The organism is Nostoc sp., assembly GCF_036919575.1.
Taxonomy (GTDB): domain Bacteria; phylum Cyanobacteriota; class Cyanobacteriia; order Cyanobacteriales; family Nostocaceae; genus Nostoc.
Genome location: NZ_JBALBY010000047.1, coordinates 35,647 through 50,557, shown reverse-complemented (window position 1 = coordinate 50,557; position 14,911 = coordinate 35,647). Strand labels below are relative to the sequence as shown.

At 40.5% G+C, this 14,911-nt stretch carries 14 protein-coding genes and 1 tRNA gene; 1 reads left to right on the top strand and 14 read right to left on the bottom strand.

Annotated elements, in window-relative coordinates:
* Nucleotides 1–81 precede the first annotated feature (81 nt).
* From V7K27_RS13950 to V7K27_RS13900, 11 genes are all read right to left on the bottom strand, one after another.
* Complete coding sequence (locus V7K27_RS13950) at nucleotides 82–2,115, bottom strand: GAF domain-containing sensor histidine kinase (RefSeq protein WP_334948070.1); 2,034 nt, start codon at nucleotides 2,113–2,115, stop codon at nucleotides 82–84.
* 293 nt (nucleotides 2,116–2,408) lie between these two features.
* Nucleotides 2,409–3,014, bottom strand: a complete 606-nt coding sequence (locus V7K27_RS13945) for a DEAD/DEAH box helicase family protein (protein WP_334948068.1) — start codon at nucleotides 3,012–3,014, stop codon at nucleotides 2,409–2,411.
* 47 nt (nucleotides 3,015–3,061) lie between these two features.
* Nucleotides 3,062–3,649 carry a type I restriction endonuclease gene (locus V7K27_RS13940; RefSeq protein WP_334948066.1) on the bottom strand — a complete coding sequence of 196 codons (588 nt, stop codon included), beginning with the start codon at nucleotides 3,647–3,649 and terminating at the stop codon, nucleotides 3,062–3,064.
* A gap of 8 nt (nucleotides 3,650–3,657) precedes the next feature.
* Nucleotides 3,658–3,903, bottom strand: coding sequence for a ribbon-helix-helix domain-containing protein (locus V7K27_RS13935; RefSeq protein ID WP_334948064.1), 246 nt, complete (start codon nucleotides 3,901–3,903; stop codon nucleotides 3,658–3,660).
* A 53-nt stretch (nucleotides 3,904–3,956) separates the two neighbouring features.
* Nucleotides 3,957–4,298, bottom strand: a complete 342-nt coding sequence (locus V7K27_RS13930) for a restriction endonuclease subunit S (protein WP_334948136.1) — start codon at nucleotides 4,296–4,298, stop codon at nucleotides 3,957–3,959.
* Between the two features lie 53 nt (nucleotides 4,299–4,351).
* On the bottom strand, nucleotides 4,352–5,281 hold the full coding sequence (locus V7K27_RS13925) for a restriction endonuclease subunit S (RefSeq protein WP_334948062.1): 930 nt from the start codon (nucleotides 5,279–5,281) through the stop codon (nucleotides 4,352–4,354).
* 212 nt (nucleotides 5,282–5,493) lie between these two features.
* On the bottom strand, nucleotides 5,494–7,308 hold the full coding sequence (locus V7K27_RS13920) for a class I SAM-dependent DNA methyltransferase (RefSeq protein WP_334948060.1): 1,815 nt from the start codon (nucleotides 7,306–7,308) through the stop codon (nucleotides 5,494–5,496).
* On the bottom strand, nucleotides 7,295–7,624 hold the full coding sequence (locus V7K27_RS13915) for a type I restriction-modification system subunit M N-terminal domain-containing protein (RefSeq protein WP_334948058.1): 330 nt from the start codon (nucleotides 7,622–7,624) through the stop codon (nucleotides 7,295–7,297). Before V7K27_RS13915 ends, V7K27_RS13920 begins: the two co-directional genes overlap by 14 nt.
* Nucleotides 7,625–8,021: 397 nt before the next feature.
* A tRNA-Gly gene (locus tag V7K27_RS13910) sits at nucleotides 8,022–8,093 on the bottom strand.
* A gap of 123 nt (nucleotides 8,094–8,216) precedes the next feature.
* The gene (locus V7K27_RS13905; protein WP_334948056.1) at nucleotides 8,217–8,822 is read right to left on the bottom strand and encodes a sporulation/spore germination protein; all 606 of its coding nucleotides are present in this window, start codon (nucleotides 8,820–8,822) and stop codon (nucleotides 8,217–8,219) included.
* 278 nt (nucleotides 8,823–9,100) lie between these two features.
* The gene (locus V7K27_RS13900; protein WP_334948054.1) at nucleotides 9,101–9,409 is read right to left on the bottom strand and encodes a hypothetical protein; all 309 of its coding nucleotides are present in this window, start codon (nucleotides 9,407–9,409) and stop codon (nucleotides 9,101–9,103) included.
* 910 nt (nucleotides 9,410–10,319) lie between these two features.
* Between V7K27_RS13900 and V7K27_RS13895 the strand changes: the two genes are divergently transcribed.
* On the top strand, nucleotides 10,320–10,667 hold the full coding sequence (locus V7K27_RS13895; RefSeq protein WP_334948053.1) for a hypothetical protein: 348 nt from the start codon (nucleotides 10,320–10,322) through the stop codon (nucleotides 10,665–10,667).
* A gap of 255 nt (nucleotides 10,668–10,922) precedes the next feature.
* Here the strand turns inward: V7K27_RS13895 and egtD are convergent, their stop codons facing one another.
* From egtD to V7K27_RS13880, 3 genes are all read right to left on the bottom strand, one after another.
* Nucleotides 10,923–11,957 (bottom strand): L-histidine N(alpha)-methyltransferase, encoded by a 1,035-nt coding sequence (gene egtD / locus V7K27_RS13890; protein ID WP_334948134.1) that lies wholly within the window; start codon nucleotides 11,955–11,957, stop codon nucleotides 10,923–10,925.
* Between the two features lie 191 nt (nucleotides 11,958–12,148).
* A complete protein-coding gene (gene egtC / locus V7K27_RS13885) occupies nucleotides 12,149–12,937 on the bottom strand; it encodes an ergothioneine biosynthesis protein EgtC (RefSeq protein WP_334948051.1) in 789 nt (262 codons plus the stop codon).
* A 122-nt stretch (nucleotides 12,938–13,059) separates the two neighbouring features.
* Complete coding sequence (locus V7K27_RS13880) at nucleotides 13,060–14,865, bottom strand: sensor histidine kinase (RefSeq protein ID WP_334948048.1); 1,806 nt, start codon at nucleotides 14,863–14,865, stop codon at nucleotides 13,060–13,062.
* Between the last annotated feature and the right edge of the window lie 46 nt (nucleotides 14,866–14,911).

The following is a 14,911-nucleotide window of genomic DNA, read 5'->3' as shown; positions in this document are numbered from 1 at the left end:
TATCAGACGGGTTATACCTGCAATCATTGTTTGACCCCAGAATCCCTCGTTTTCTAAACGGGGGAGTATGTCAAACCCTCTTCAAGTACTTTTAACCACAGGCTCAACCGGAATTTGAATCCAGAACTCGCTGCCTTTCCCCAGTTCTGATGAGCATTTCAAAATGCCGCCATGTTTTTCAACCACAATTTGATAGCTGATGGACAGTCCCAGCCCGGTTCCCTTGCCAACGGGTTTGGTGGTGAAGAATGGATTGAACAGTTTTTGCTGGGTTGTTTCTGTCATCCCAGAACCGTTATCCCGAATCCGAATCACTACACTATCTGCGTGGGATAGATGAGAACTACTCGATTTTTGTCTACTAATAAGTTCTGTGTCAATAGTAATAATCGGATTAGGCGTTTGATCTAAGGCATCGATCGCGTTACCCAAAAGATTCATAAATACTTGATTCAATTGTCCCGCATAACAATCAACAACCGGTAAATTTTCGTATGCTTTAATCACCTGAATCTCAAACTTGGCACTGGTTAATTTCAAGCGACTCTTCAAAATCAACAACGTGTTTTCAATCCCTTCATGGATATCCACAGGTTTCATCTCGGCTTCATCCAGGCGCGAGAAATTCCGCAGAGACAGGACAATTTGCCGAATTCGTTCTCCACCCATTCGCATCGAGGACAATAGACTGGGCAAATCTTGCTTTAAGAAATCCAGGTCCATCGCCTCCATCTTTTCCTGAATAGCAGTAGTCCCATTGGGATAGGTTGCTTCATAAAGATGCAATAGTTCCAGCAAATCCTGGACATAGTTGGTTGCATAAGTAATATTGCCGTTAATAAAGTTGACCGGGTTGTTGATTTCGTGGGCAACTCCGGCAACCAATTGCCCCAGGCTCGACATTTTCTCTTGCTGCACCAGTTGCATTTGGGTTTGCTGCAACTGGCTGAGTGCGTTCCCCAGATAGGTGGCTTGAGTTTGGGCAGCAAAGGCGGTTGCTTGTGTTTGGGCAAGCAGTTCTGCCTGATCAAGGGCGATCGCTACTTGATCGGTGACAGCTTTAAGTAACCGGACTTCGCTATCAGTCCATTGGCGAGAACCGCGACAGTGATGGCAAATAATCGCACCCAATTGACCAGAATGGGTTCTGAGTGGCAGCAACAGCACCGAGGTTACTGCCAGTTGGCGCAGCAGGGCGCGATCTTCCGGGGTGAGTGCCTCTGAGGTAGCAGAAACATCCTCAATTTTTAGCATATCTAGATTTAAGATAGTTTCTGCCAGAACTGAGCCATGTCCAAGGGAAAGTTCCCCCAGCGCCATCCGGATCTCTGGGTTAGTCGCCTCGTGAGTCACCATAAAGTTCAACCGATCTTTGTTGGGCAGACACCACACAAAGTCACAGCGATCGACTTGCAACAGAGTCTGAATCTCATTCACCGCCGTTTGTAAAATCGTGTCCAGATCCAAAGAATTACGGATTTGATTTGCCAGATTAAACAGAATTGAATCTTGTTGACCAAGCAATTCCTGAGTCACCAACTGCTGTTTTAGTTGTTTGATTTCCGGGATCATTTGACGCAGTTTTGTGGTGTTGCGCTTTAGCTCCAATTGCGCTACGACTTGATGGCTGAGTGTCTGCAATCCCTTCCGTTGTTTCTGGTTCAGGTCACGCGGTTCGGAATCCATGACGCAGAGCGCACCCAGGACGCAACCGCCAGCCGTTACGAGGGGGACTCCGGCATAAAACCGGATATTAGGAGCATTTATGACAAAGGGATGGGTGGCAAAGTGGGAGTCAGCCAGGGTATCTGGAATCACAAAGACATCTGACTGGCGAATGGTGTGGTTACAAAACGCAAGGTCTCGGCGAATTTCTATCAATGTGATTCCGACCTTAGACTTAACCAACTGGCGATCGGCTCCGATAAAACTCACCAGCGCCATTGGAGTTTGGCACAGATCAGCCGCCAGTGCTGTCAAGTCATCCAATGCCTGATTGGGTGTAGTATCCAAACCCTGAAACTGATACACTGCTTTGAGTCGTGTCAGTTCGTTGGTGCAGGGCATCGTTGTGCAGGAGAGCATGGAATCAAGTAGCAATTCAGGAATTTTCATAGTTTTTTAATTGAGTCGCGATCGCCAATTTGACAGTGAAACAGGTACATTGGTTGGCGCTTTGGGCCGCAATCGTGCCAGCGATTTGTTCCACCAACTTCTTGATCGGCGTCAGTCCCAAACCAGTACCTGTAGTAACCTGCAATACTAATGGTAGTAATTATGCCAAACTACGGCGATCTCACGGTAACATTCGCTTAGTGCAGAATGGGAGCAAGTTCGTAGCGAATCCTCAGTATATAAAAGTACTTTTACTTTTTGCTTGCTCCTAAAACAGCGATCGCCTTCCTGCTTTAGGCTGCATCTTGGTCATAATCATTATCGAACAGGGTATTGGCTAACCATGTTTTAAACTCAGGTTCATCAGTAAATTTACGGTATGCTTCTGTATGGTCGAAGATGAACTCTTGAAACTTATCGACTAGCTTTTTCTCGAAGGTGATTCTGGCGTTTTGGCGGTCTGAGTATTTCTTGGCGTTCTGATATTCTTCGTCTTTGCTGACTTCGGCGGGTAATTCTTCAAATAGGAAGCGCCGCACTTTATCTTTTTCTGTCCATTGAATATTACCGAAGCGAAGGATTTTATCTTCGGTGGTTTCTTCTTCCTCACCAGCTTCTTTACTCAGGGATGCACTCATGTTAGCGGCGCTGCTACCACTTTGGCTGGAGTGGGCTTCATCAATTATAATCGCAAACTTTTTATTGTTTAATGATTGGATTTCTCGAACAATATATGCAAATTTAAAAACGGTGGTGATAATAATTTTTTTGCCTTCTTCTAGCGCCTCTTTGAGTTGCTTACTACCTTCGGTGATGGCTTCAACTACGCCTTTGACTTGGGCAAACTGTTTAATGTTATCGCGGATTTGTCTATCTAAAACATTCCGGTCTGTAACCACAATAATTGAGTCAAATATGGGGTTGGTGTCGCTGGTGTCGGTAAGTTCTACGAGTTGGTGACTAAGTTAAACAGGGTTTCTTTGGGGTCACGGTCTGTTTTATACTGCTTTATGGCATCTTGGACATTTTGCGTAGTCAGGTTGTTTTTCAGTTCAAAGGTGATGAGGGGTAAGCCGTTGATGAAAATTACTATATCTAGCGATCGCCTTTTTTGATCGTTGCTGAAGTATACTTGGCGAGTGACGGAGAAAATATTATCCTTGTAGCGTTGGCTGGCTTGGGGGTTAAGTTGGGATGTGGGTAAGTTGTAGTAGAGAGTGAGGCTGACTTCTCCGGCTTTGATACCGTTGCGGAAAACATCAACAATACCTCTGGTTTTTATTTGGTCGGATATGCGTTGAAACAGTCTTTCTTCAAAGCGTTTGCCGTAGCTGGTTTCTAGTTTGGTGACTTGGGTGGGTTGGGTTTGGCGGAGGAATTGCAGAAGTTGAGTTTTATCTATGCAATAGTTGCGGTCATAGTCCCCAGATTCACCTTTTATGTAAGCTGCTTCTGTGAGTAGGCTTTTTTCTATGAGGGCTTCTAAGTCTATATCTTGGCTGGCTTTGGGAGTAATAAAAATGCGTTGGTTCATCTTGCTGGCTAGGGCAGTTTTTTGACTAACTCGGCTCTTTTTTGTTGCCACCATTCTTCTGTAATGGGGATGGGTGCGCCACTGTCTAAGCCATCGATTAACATGGTTTCTAGCTTTTCTTGGGTGTTGCGTTTTTGGTCTTCTAGAATTAGGTGATATATATAGTCTTCCAGGTTTTTATAGTCACCTTGGCTAATTTGTTGGTGTAGGTATTCTTCTACTGCTGGGGGTAAGGAAATGTTGAATTGTGTCATGGCTGAGTTATGAGGATGAGTTGGTATTTTATTTATTTTATCTTTGGGATGAGTTAACTACTATGGGTCAATTCTCTCACGTCTATTTTTCCAGTCACAGCGTCGGAAATTAGGGTGGTGCGGTATTCTTGGATGAGTTCGATCTCTTTTTCTATTTTAGCGATCGCTAGTTGAATTTTGGCTGATTCATCTTCTATAAAATTCAAAATCTTAGTCTGTTCGTCAACTGAGGGCAGAATGATTTTTAAATTTTTAAGCGTTGTGCTGTTTGTAGATGCAAGATTGGTTGTTTGTTTTGAAGTAAAACTAAAATAGTTTCTTCCATAAGACGACTTCATAAGAGAAGCAAGGAAATATGATTTCAAGTAGCTTAAATCTGGTCTAACAGCAAAAATATGATTTTGATGAAGGCAATCTTCAAGTTGTCCTTCCCATACATAGCCTCTTCCTAATTTGTCAAAATCTCCTCCTCAGTTATTAGTACATCGCCTACTTTTAAAATATATCTATTAATTTCACTTTTCGGTAAGTCTATATTTTTGATGTCTGAAAGATCGAGGTATCCATCTTGAACATTAGCAACTCTTAAATATGGTCGTGTTTCTAAAGTTACATCTATATAGCTTTTACCAAGAGTTACTCCCGTTTGAATTTTTGCAATATGTTTAAGAGGTAGAATTTCCCAATTCTGCGGTATTTCCCCTAACCACTCAATACCAGAAGGTTTCATGATTGCATGAGGGTTAAGTCCCTTGGTAACTGCACGGTTAACGATCGCAGTTTTCTGCTCTTTGAGTAATTCGATCAGCCGTTGCTTGTTGCTGATGAAGTGGGCTATCTGTTCTAGTTTGCGATCGATGAAGCGTGCGATCGTTTTTTGTTCTTCAAGTGGAGGACAAATAATAGGAATTTGAAAAAAATCATCAGAATACATACGCAGTCTTGAGGAGCGAACACCTTTTGAACTGCGGGTATATTCAGCAATATACTCTGGTATTCTTACGAGATATTCAAGATAGTCAGAATAAAAGTTATTTTTAATCTTTTGCCTATAAACACCGTATGCAGAGCTAATAATTCCTTGATGCTTAGAGACTCCTAATGCTCCCATCCAAGCCCACATAATGTTTACAACTAAGTCATTAGGAACACAAGTTTTATAGCCTTCATAGGATTCAGCCATAAACATAGTTATATTTTTTTCGCTTCTAGGACTTACTCCGGTGATGTGGGAAACAGAAAGTAACTCTTCATTCCCTGTTTCCGAACGCTCGTCTACTTCACGAAAACAATACTTTGCTCGTTTTGCTTCCCAATACTGAGGAATTTTTTCGACAAAAGCCAAACCCGAATCTTTATACTTTGGATAACGCTTCACTCTGTACTCCTCACCATAATGAATAACTGCTATGCCAAATCCTCTACCGAACGCAAATAACTAAAAACCAGATCATTAGAAAGCGGATTATAACTAATCTGCTTATTTTTTCACCTCTTAAAATAACTTAGCTATATCTTGCCACAAACCTTGTCCGATATAAAATTTAAGCAAAGCTTCTACAGACATATCCCTACTAGCTTTTTAAATTATTACTCGCTAATAATCGCTTTTAAAACTCCTTCTGTCTGCGCTTCTAAGGCTAAAATATCCGCCGTTATCTCTTCCAAACTCCGCAACGGCTTAAACTTATAAAAATACTTAGTAAAAGAAATTTCATAACCTCTCGCCGTTTTCTCGTAATCTATCCAAGCATCCGGTGCATGGGGTAAAACTTCCCTCTGAAAATAATCTTCAATATCTTCTTTCAATGGCACATTCTCAGTATCGCGCAACTCAGAATCAGACTCATAAACTACAGCATCCTTCGTTTTCTTCTTAATTACAGGTTCCGCCGTTTCATCCTTCTCTGTGAATGTGTCATAAACCAACTTTAAATCTTTAGCCGCAAGTTTAATTGATTCTGCCTTCAGAGCTTTTTCAAATTCCTGCTTAACTCGATTAAAATCTTTGTGAGGTTCGCTGCTAAACAAATCCTTTAATATCCCCAACACTGCATATAACTTGGCATTAGCTACACTCTGAAACTGCTCTACTCGTTCCGGCGTAACTTGAAAAGTCAACCGTAAAGGACGGTCAACAGTGATTTTGTGATAACCAAAATCTTCGTTATCAAAAACCTTAGATTGTTCTGTTTCCTCAAACGCCAAAAATGTTTCTGTGACTCGCTGAATATCTGCTAGTCTTAACTCACAATTTTTCTTACCCAAATTCTTCCGCAACTTCCCATACCATTCGGTTGCATCAATTAACTGCACTTTCCCTTGACGATGTTCAGGTTTGCGGTTAGATAGCACCCAAATATAAGTCGCAATACCCGTGTTATAAAACATATTTAAAGGTAAACCGATGATGCTCTCTAACCAATCATTTTCAATAATCCAGCGACGAATATTACTTTCACCGCCACCTGCATCACCAGTAAACAAAGCCGAACCATTATGAACAATTGCTATCCGACTACCCACAGCAGTTGACTGCTTCATTTTGGAGAGCATATTCACCAAAAATAACAATTGACCGTCACTGCTACGCGGTAAAAGAGTCAGCTTTTCTCCTGGTTTTAAACCCGGATGTTCTACAGCAAAACGCGAGTCTTTAACTTCCTTTTTTTTGCCATCAAACACAGCATCCTGATCTACAGTCCAAGACTTACCATAGGGAGGATTAGCAAGCATAAAATCAAACTGTAAATCGGCAAACTTGTCATGAGAAATTGTTGAGCCAAACCAAATTTTTTCCGGGTCACGACCCTTAATCAACATATCCGACTTACAAATGGCGTATGTTTCTGGGTTGACTTCCTGACCGTATAACTCAATCTTCACCTTTTTGGCTGTTTTTTCAGCAAGCTGTTGAATAAACGCTTCTGATTCTGTTAACATTCCTCCAGAGCCACAAGCATCGTCATATACCAAATAAGTACCACTTTGAATCTGATTTTCAATCGGGATAAATATCAGATTCAGCATCAATTGAATAATGTCGCGCGGTGTGAAGTGTTCCCCGGCTTCTTCATTGTTCTCTTCGTTAAACTTGCGGATTAACTCTTCAAACACATAACCCATTTCCAGGTTAGTTAATCCCTGAAGAATAATTTTCCCTTCAGCGTTTTTAACAGGTTCCGAACTGAGGTTAATATGATTGGAAACAAATTTCTCAATCAGTGCATAAAGCCGATTACTTTCAGTTAAAGTCTCAATTTGATTCCGCAGCTTAAATTTAGCGATAATTTCTTGGGCATTTTCGCTAAAGCCATCGAGATAGTTTTCAAAGTTCGCCCGAATTTGACTAGGAAAATTGAGTAAGGTTTTAAATGTAAATTGAGAAGTATTATAAAAATACATAGCCAGATGCTCTGGGAAGCTGTTGTGCGACAGCATTCTGTCCAAAATTGTCTTTTTCCAGCAACTTGTAACGCTCAAGAACCTTTTCCTTAGTTGGTTCCAATAAGCAATCCAAACGCCGTAGTACCGTCATTGGCAGAATTACATCCCGGTATTTACCGCGTACATAGACATCCCTTAATACATCATCGGCAATATTCCAGATAAAATTAACAATAGTGTTGTGTGTCGTGTGATTCATGTTGCCAGTATAGTAGGCGATCGCATCCCAATAGTTGTAACAGTTTAAAGCACTCTGGTGTCTGCTTTGTAACAAGAGCCTTAATTTTTATCCAACTTTTGATGCAACTGCTGATAAATCACTTTTCACTTATGTGGAAAAGCCACGAAAAACCTAACCCCCTAACCCCCTTCCCTACGAGGGAAGGGGGGAAATTCAAAGTCTCTCTCCTTTTAGGAGAGAGATTTAGAGAGAGGTTTCAATACGGTTCGGTTAAGGTGCATAGTCCTTAAAGATCCCCCTTAATCCCCCTTAAAAAGGGGGAAATAGAGCCATTATTAGCCCCCCAATTTATCGGGGGGTTGGGGGGATCAACTCTTATCCGAACCGTATTGAGAGAGGTTTCGTCTAAAAGCCACGTATAAAGCCTGTTTTACTTCTGAATTCTGAATTCTGACTCCTGAATTCTGAATTCTGCTGTATATGTACTTAAAGCGGGCGATGGGACTCGAACCCACGACGATCACCTTGGGAAAGTGAGATTCTACCACTGAATTACACCCGCGAGTTGCTGCCATAAACTTATGGCTAAGATGAAGAATACCACTATTTACAGCTATTTTCAATTGACTAGAATATACACAGTTTTCGCAACTGCTGATGCATGAGTCCTGTCGCTGTTCAGATTCTAAAGAACAATGTCCTCACCTCGCTCGGTGAAACGAACCTCTTTAATATTCCATTGGGTATTACTCGTTAGAGTTTTGCGGAGACTGCCAAACAGAGCAAACTGTTCACAACTAGAAAGAGAAGTTATTTGCCGCTTTGACCCAGGAGATATTCGCAAATCAACTGTAGCGATGCCATTTTTTATATTGACACGATACCCAGACAAGCTAAAGTCGCTTGTATCTCGTTTTTCTAAAATTTTACTCACTACATTTGTCACTGGTTCCTCGGCTGGTACTGAAACCTTTTCTGGAATGAGTTCTTGACATTGGCTATCACTTGTGTATAGTGTGACGTTGGTAGTTTTGCTAGTGACAGCTTTAGGAGTTGATGAGGAAGGCGTATTTTCCTTAGGAGATTCTTGATTAGGAGATTTTTCTCTCAACTGAGCAACGCTAGAAATTTGGCTGGGAGTCTCAGACGATGGGCTATTCGCCGGTGTTGTGGTGGGGGATGGCGTTGCACTGTCAATATTACGAGCAGTGGGGTTAGAACTACAACTGCTGAGGCTGACAATCATTGTCACAAAAATAAGGGGTAAAAAATATCTCTCGGTTGTATTCATAAATTTGCTGATAAGTGATGTTGCTGCTATCAACTTCAGTGCCTCTGGTATCAATTCCGCATAGATTTGTGAATTTTCAGCCAGTCTATAAAGTGTCAACCCGCTATCTGTTAAAGTCCAGGGTTATACTAATACACTGAAATATACAACATCTGCGGTTGAAAGAGCGATGTCTGACGACAAGCCCTACGGGTTCGCAATCGACGCCAAGCGCCAAGACTGCGACCCCCTTACGCCAATCCCAAAAAGCTTGCACGCTATATCTGAATAGATTTTGTTTAAAGTTTTCTAATACTGACAACGATAATACCCAAGTTTTGCAGTTGCGATCGCCTACCCGCCAGTAGTTGCCCAGTTGCGCCACGGGGCGCGATCGCAACTGGGCATATATAGGAATCATATTTGATTTCTGAAAAAATCTCGGTAGTCTTGTAGTAGCCTGTCATGGCTAAAATGGTTGCAAAAAAATTGCTTTGTTGGGGAGCCACTGCGTTGCGCGGGTTTCCCGCGTTGTAGCAAGTGGCGTTGGAGGCTTTGCGTAACCCAACATCCTGATAATCAGTTGGGTTGCGCTGCGCTCCACCCAACCTACGTCTAATGCACTATTAAAGCCTTAAGGGTCCACTACGTGCATTTCAAAAATCAAATACTAGTCCTATAGTCACATTAGTATCTATTCCTGAACGTATACACGTATTTATTTACAGAAGCTACTTGATCAAACTCTGACAATTCAGGTCATGTGGAAAAGCTAACGCGAAACCTAACCCCCCAGCCCCCTTCCCTACAAGGGAATGGGGAGAATTCAAAGCCTCTCTCCTTGCAGGAGAGAGGAATGGAAGTGAGGTTTTCCAGATCCCGTGAAAAGTCAGGATCAAACTCAGGTTTTATTAAAACTTCATATACTTTCTGCTTTAGTTAGTTAAATATGCGAATTAAGAGTTGATTTTCTCTAAATCAGCTTTTTGAAAAAGTTCAGTAACATCCCTCTTTTAGTAACAAGTTAAATATAACTAAAATACTAATAGTTGTGCTGGCTTAGTTGATGAAAAAACTTCAATTATTCCAGGTGTATCTATTTACCAATTCTCTAGAAAACCGATCCAGTAGTCTTAAAATAACCGTTCTATTTTTTTTACGAAAGAGAACGGTTATTTTCCCCTTGCTTTGTAGTAAAGGTGATTGAGAAAGGTTCGGTTATTGTTAGCAAATTAATGTAACGTGAGTTCGACAAGTTTTATTTGACCTCTCAAGAGCAGCCCCTCTCCGACGCCCAGAGGGGAGCAAAAAGCTGAATTGTTGCTCCTCCCTTTCCGTTTCGGAGAGGGAGGCTGTCCGGGAGAGGTTCATCGAACTCACGTTAATGTACTAAGCGCTGGTAGTCTATTCATTTCTAAATCGCTGTGTTCAGGTTGTATTGAACAACAGCGTCATGATTTATCCTGGGAAATTTGCGGTTTTATTTCTAACTCAGAACAATCACAACTTCTTTAAGCTTTGAATATTTATCAACCAATTTTACCAATCCCCATGCAACAATATATTTCTCATTTGCTCATACTGGCATTAGGAACAAGTTCAACTTTCATCGTTACTCCATCTCAAGCTGAAACTCCGGTAAAAACCAAAAGTCAAAATACTGATAATATTAGTTCCATATCTTCAAATTCACCTTCTGCTATCCAGTTGACTGATTTTGCCAATTCTACTAATAGCAAACCAGCTATTCTCGCTGAAGCAGCTAATAACTCTTCTGCTGCTAATGCCAATATAACTGCAACTAAGCCTCAGCCAAGGATTCCTATATTCAGCAGAATTTTTCCCACAGCTTCGATGCGGCAATAATTAGCCGCTAAACATTTAGAGAGATTCTAATTGTTCTCTCTTGTTGTGGTGGCCTGTTTTACTTCTGAATTCTGACGCCAAGCCCCAGACCGTCTCCGGCTCCGCTCCTTAATTCTGAATTCTGCTGTATGTGAGACATATAGCGGTTCCCACTCAGATGCGGTACAACATGATATTGCGAGGTGTAGGGGCACGGCACTGCCGTGCCCCTACGGGTATACCACGTAAACAAGAACCGCTATACCCTGATTTGCTTTATGCTTGGAGTTGACAGAGCAGTAAACCAAACCATTGATTTGGAGCTGTCCACACATGAAGAGGTAATAAACCCTGTGCTGTGAGTTGCTGCTTGATAGTATTAAGGTCAAATTTGCGAGAAATTTCAGTGAGGATAGTCTCACCTAGTGCAAAATTAACCTTGAGATTAAGAGCGCGTAATTCTACAATTTGCGATCGCAGGCTGCGTAAATGCATTTCTATTTGATGCTCACTTTCATTGTAAAACGCCCAGTGTTCAAACTGCGTGGTGTCAAAATTCCCCTCAAAGCGCTGATTTAAATGCTCCAGCATATTCAGGTTAAATGCTGCCGTCACTCCTTGACTGTCGTTATAAGCTGGTTCCAAAATCTGTTTCGGCTTTCGCAAATCTATCCCCAACAAGAAATACTCACCTACTTGTAGGGCTTCTGTAATTTGAGAGAAGAACACATCACACTCATCAGGTCTAAGATTACCTAAACTGCTACCAATAAAACAAATCATTCGACTGGGTAATTGCGTCGGTAGGAGTTGTGCAAGGGCTAATTCATAGGTTCCCGCTAGCGCATAAACTTGCAGTAAGGGGTAATCTTCTAATAACTGCTTCGCACTACTTTCCAACATACCTGCACAGACATCAATTGGTAGATAGTGCAGGGGATAGCCTAGCTGCTGGTAGGCATCTAGTAAAATGCGGGTTTTGCTAGAACTGCCACTACCAAGTTCTACCAATTCACAAGCGCCAGTTATCTTGGCAATTTCGCCAGCAAACTGCTGTAAAATCGTTGTTTCTGTGCGTGTGAGGTAATATTCTGGTAAATCACAGATTTGCTCAAACAGATCAGAACCACGGTCATCATAAAAGTAACAGGGGGGTAGAGATTTAGGTGTTTGAGTTAATCCCTTAACCACATCACTCCCAGCACTAGATGCAACTATTTGAGTTGCTCCTACCAAACGCTCTATCTGCAAGCGTTTTTGAACGCTGTTTTCAGAAGTAAGATTGCTGGTGACAGCTTTAGATATCGACATGAAACCTCCGTTTGCTTGGCGTAATAGGCTACCTGTCGGCAGACCTTTACCCCAATCAGTGAAACACATAGCCGTAGCTAATAAAATCATGCCTGAGCTATATTACTCAATCTTTAAAGTTATTTGTAGGCATTTCCCTATTCAAATGACAGCAAGTAAGCGCTTAAGTACTATTGCTAGCCTCTTTCGCACTAGATTTTATCAATTTGGATCTCACCGTCTGCTTCCACACTAATGATGCTATTTTCTGGGCAAGCAATCCAATTACCTTTAAATAGAGGTTCAGACGCAATAATTACAGATTTTGGGAAAGTCGGATCATCTCGAATCCAGTAAAGAGATGGAGGCGGTGAAGTGGTAGCAAAATGAGACGCTATCAGGCGATGTCCGTCACTAGAGATTACATTGAGTGAGGCTTCAACTTGATAGCGTTTTGCCATCTCTAAAAGCGTTAATAATGTGGTGCGTAAAGCATATTCTGGAGGTCGATGTTTGTTAATTTGACTTTGTGAAAGTAACAATGCAAAAATGTGTTCAGAGTCAGTACTGCCATTAATTTTTTCGTAAAAATCTTGGGTTAAAGTGCTGCGGATTTTTCTGTGTAATGTTTTGCGGAAATTTTCGATTCCTCCATTGTGAATAAATAGCTGTTGTTGATGGTTAAATGGCTGACAATTAGCAAAATTTAAGGCTTCGTCTGGTATAGCACTGCGGACATAAGCAAGTATACACTTGGATTCAACGTAACGGCTGAGACTGGGTAGGTTTATATCATTCCAAATAGGTAGGGTATTTTTGTAGATAAAAGGTTCGATATCTTTTTGACTATGATACCAACCCACACCAAAGCCATCTGCATTTAGTACTCCAGAGGTCATTTCGCGCGGTTGATAACTCTGGACTACCAGCGAGTGTTCTGGTTTATACAGAAGATGTTCTAAAGAAACAGGCGAACCGAGGTAAGCAAGTAAACGGCACATTATGAATATTCCATCTTCGAGGCTCCGCCAACGAGTCCGCGTCCCTTGCGCGTCTCGTAGAGAGCGTCTTGATTCTGAATTCTGAATTCTGAATTCTGCATTCTTCTTCAAAAATAGCGGTACTAGTTTGTTTGTGTTTTAATAGGTAAAATGATTGCAAACTCTGTCCCTTGTTCAAATTCTGAGATTACTTCTATTTTACCTTTGTGTTTGTCAATTATCTGATAGCAAACACTTAAACCTAAACCAGTACCTTTACCCACTGGTTTAGTTGTGAAAAAAGGGTCAAACAGTTTATTTTGAATCTCTGGTGAAATTCCAGATCCGTTATCTCTGATTCCTACTTTAATATAAACATCATCTATCTTTAATGTATCTATAATAATTTGTTTACTTTTATCTGAATCAGCTTTCTGGTCTAGTATAGCATCGATCGCATTACTTATAATATTCATAAATACCTGATTGAGTTGTGCTGGATAACACTCAACTAAGGGTAAATCTCCATACTTTTTAATGACTTCAATTTCTGGCTGAAGTCTGTGATTTAAAAGTAACAATGTATTATCAATTCCTTCATGAATATCGACCTCTTTCATATCAGCTTCATCTAATCGGGAAAAGTTACGCAAAGATAACACAATTTCCCGGATACGTTGAGCGCCGACTTTCATAGAAGAAAGTAAAAGTGGTAAATCTTTATTAATAAAATTTAAATCAATTTCTTCAATTTTTTCTTCAATGCTCCAGATAGAATCTGGGTATTGTTCCTGATATAAACTCACAAGGCTAAATAAATCTTGAGTATAGTCAGTGACGCATTGAATGTTACCGTAAATAAAGTTAACAGGATTATTAATTTCATGAGCTATCCCTGCTACCATCTGTCCAAGAGAAGACATTTTTTCGGTTTGAATTAACTGCCCTTGAGCTTCTTTTAAGTCTTGTAGGGTTTTTTGAAGTTCTTGGGTTCGTTCTTCTACCCGTTGCTCTAAACTTTGGCGAGCTAGCTCTAGTTCCTGGGTATAATCTCCTACCCATTCCACTAATTGATTCAGGGAAGTAGCTAATGTCCCGACTTCATCGTTGCTTGTGATATTAGCTCTGAGTTCAAAATTTGACTCTTGCGTGATTTTTCTGGCAACGTTAGTAACTATTTGTAGGGGACGGGCAATTAACCTACTGGTATATATTGCTAGTATAGCTGCGATCGCAGCTGATAACAGCATACTTCCAATAATAACTTGAATTCGCAATTTCTGGGCACTATCAAAACTAGCATTTGCTTGCTTTTGTTGAATTTCAGCATGTCGTATAATTCCAATTAAATCGTCTGAAAGTTTCTCAAACTCAACTGATATCTTAGTTTCTTCCTTAAAAAACACTAATAGTTGTTCCTGATCAGCTTTTGTGGCGTTTGCTGATAATTTATTTTTTTCAATCTGCCGCCAAAACTTTTTTACTATTTGAGTATATATTTCCGTATTATTTTTATACTTTTTTAATAAATTCAACACATCTATATTATTTATTGTCGAATCATTAGGATGGTTATTTATAAATATTTTTAGCTCAGATAAACGCTTATTTACTTGACTCATTTCGTCTAAAAATCTGTCTTTTTCAAATTCTAACCAAATAGAATTTTCTAATACAGTAACTAACCTTTGGGGATGTAGCCTCACTCTAGTTATTGTATTTTCTAAATCTTTTAAGAGAAATTGTTGTTGATAAGATAAATTCAACTGTTGCTGGGCAATTATTTCATAGTGGTATGCAATTAACAAGCCACTTGTCGTACCAATAAAAGCAATACTAATTGCCACAGTATAGCCATAACTAATTTTTTTAGCAATGCTCCAGTTATCGCTTAAGTGAGTAAGCGAGCTAAAAAATCTTCTAAAATAGTTTGTCGTATTAATTATCATTCATTTATGAACTAAGTCAGTTTTCCGAAATAAACCAAACTATATA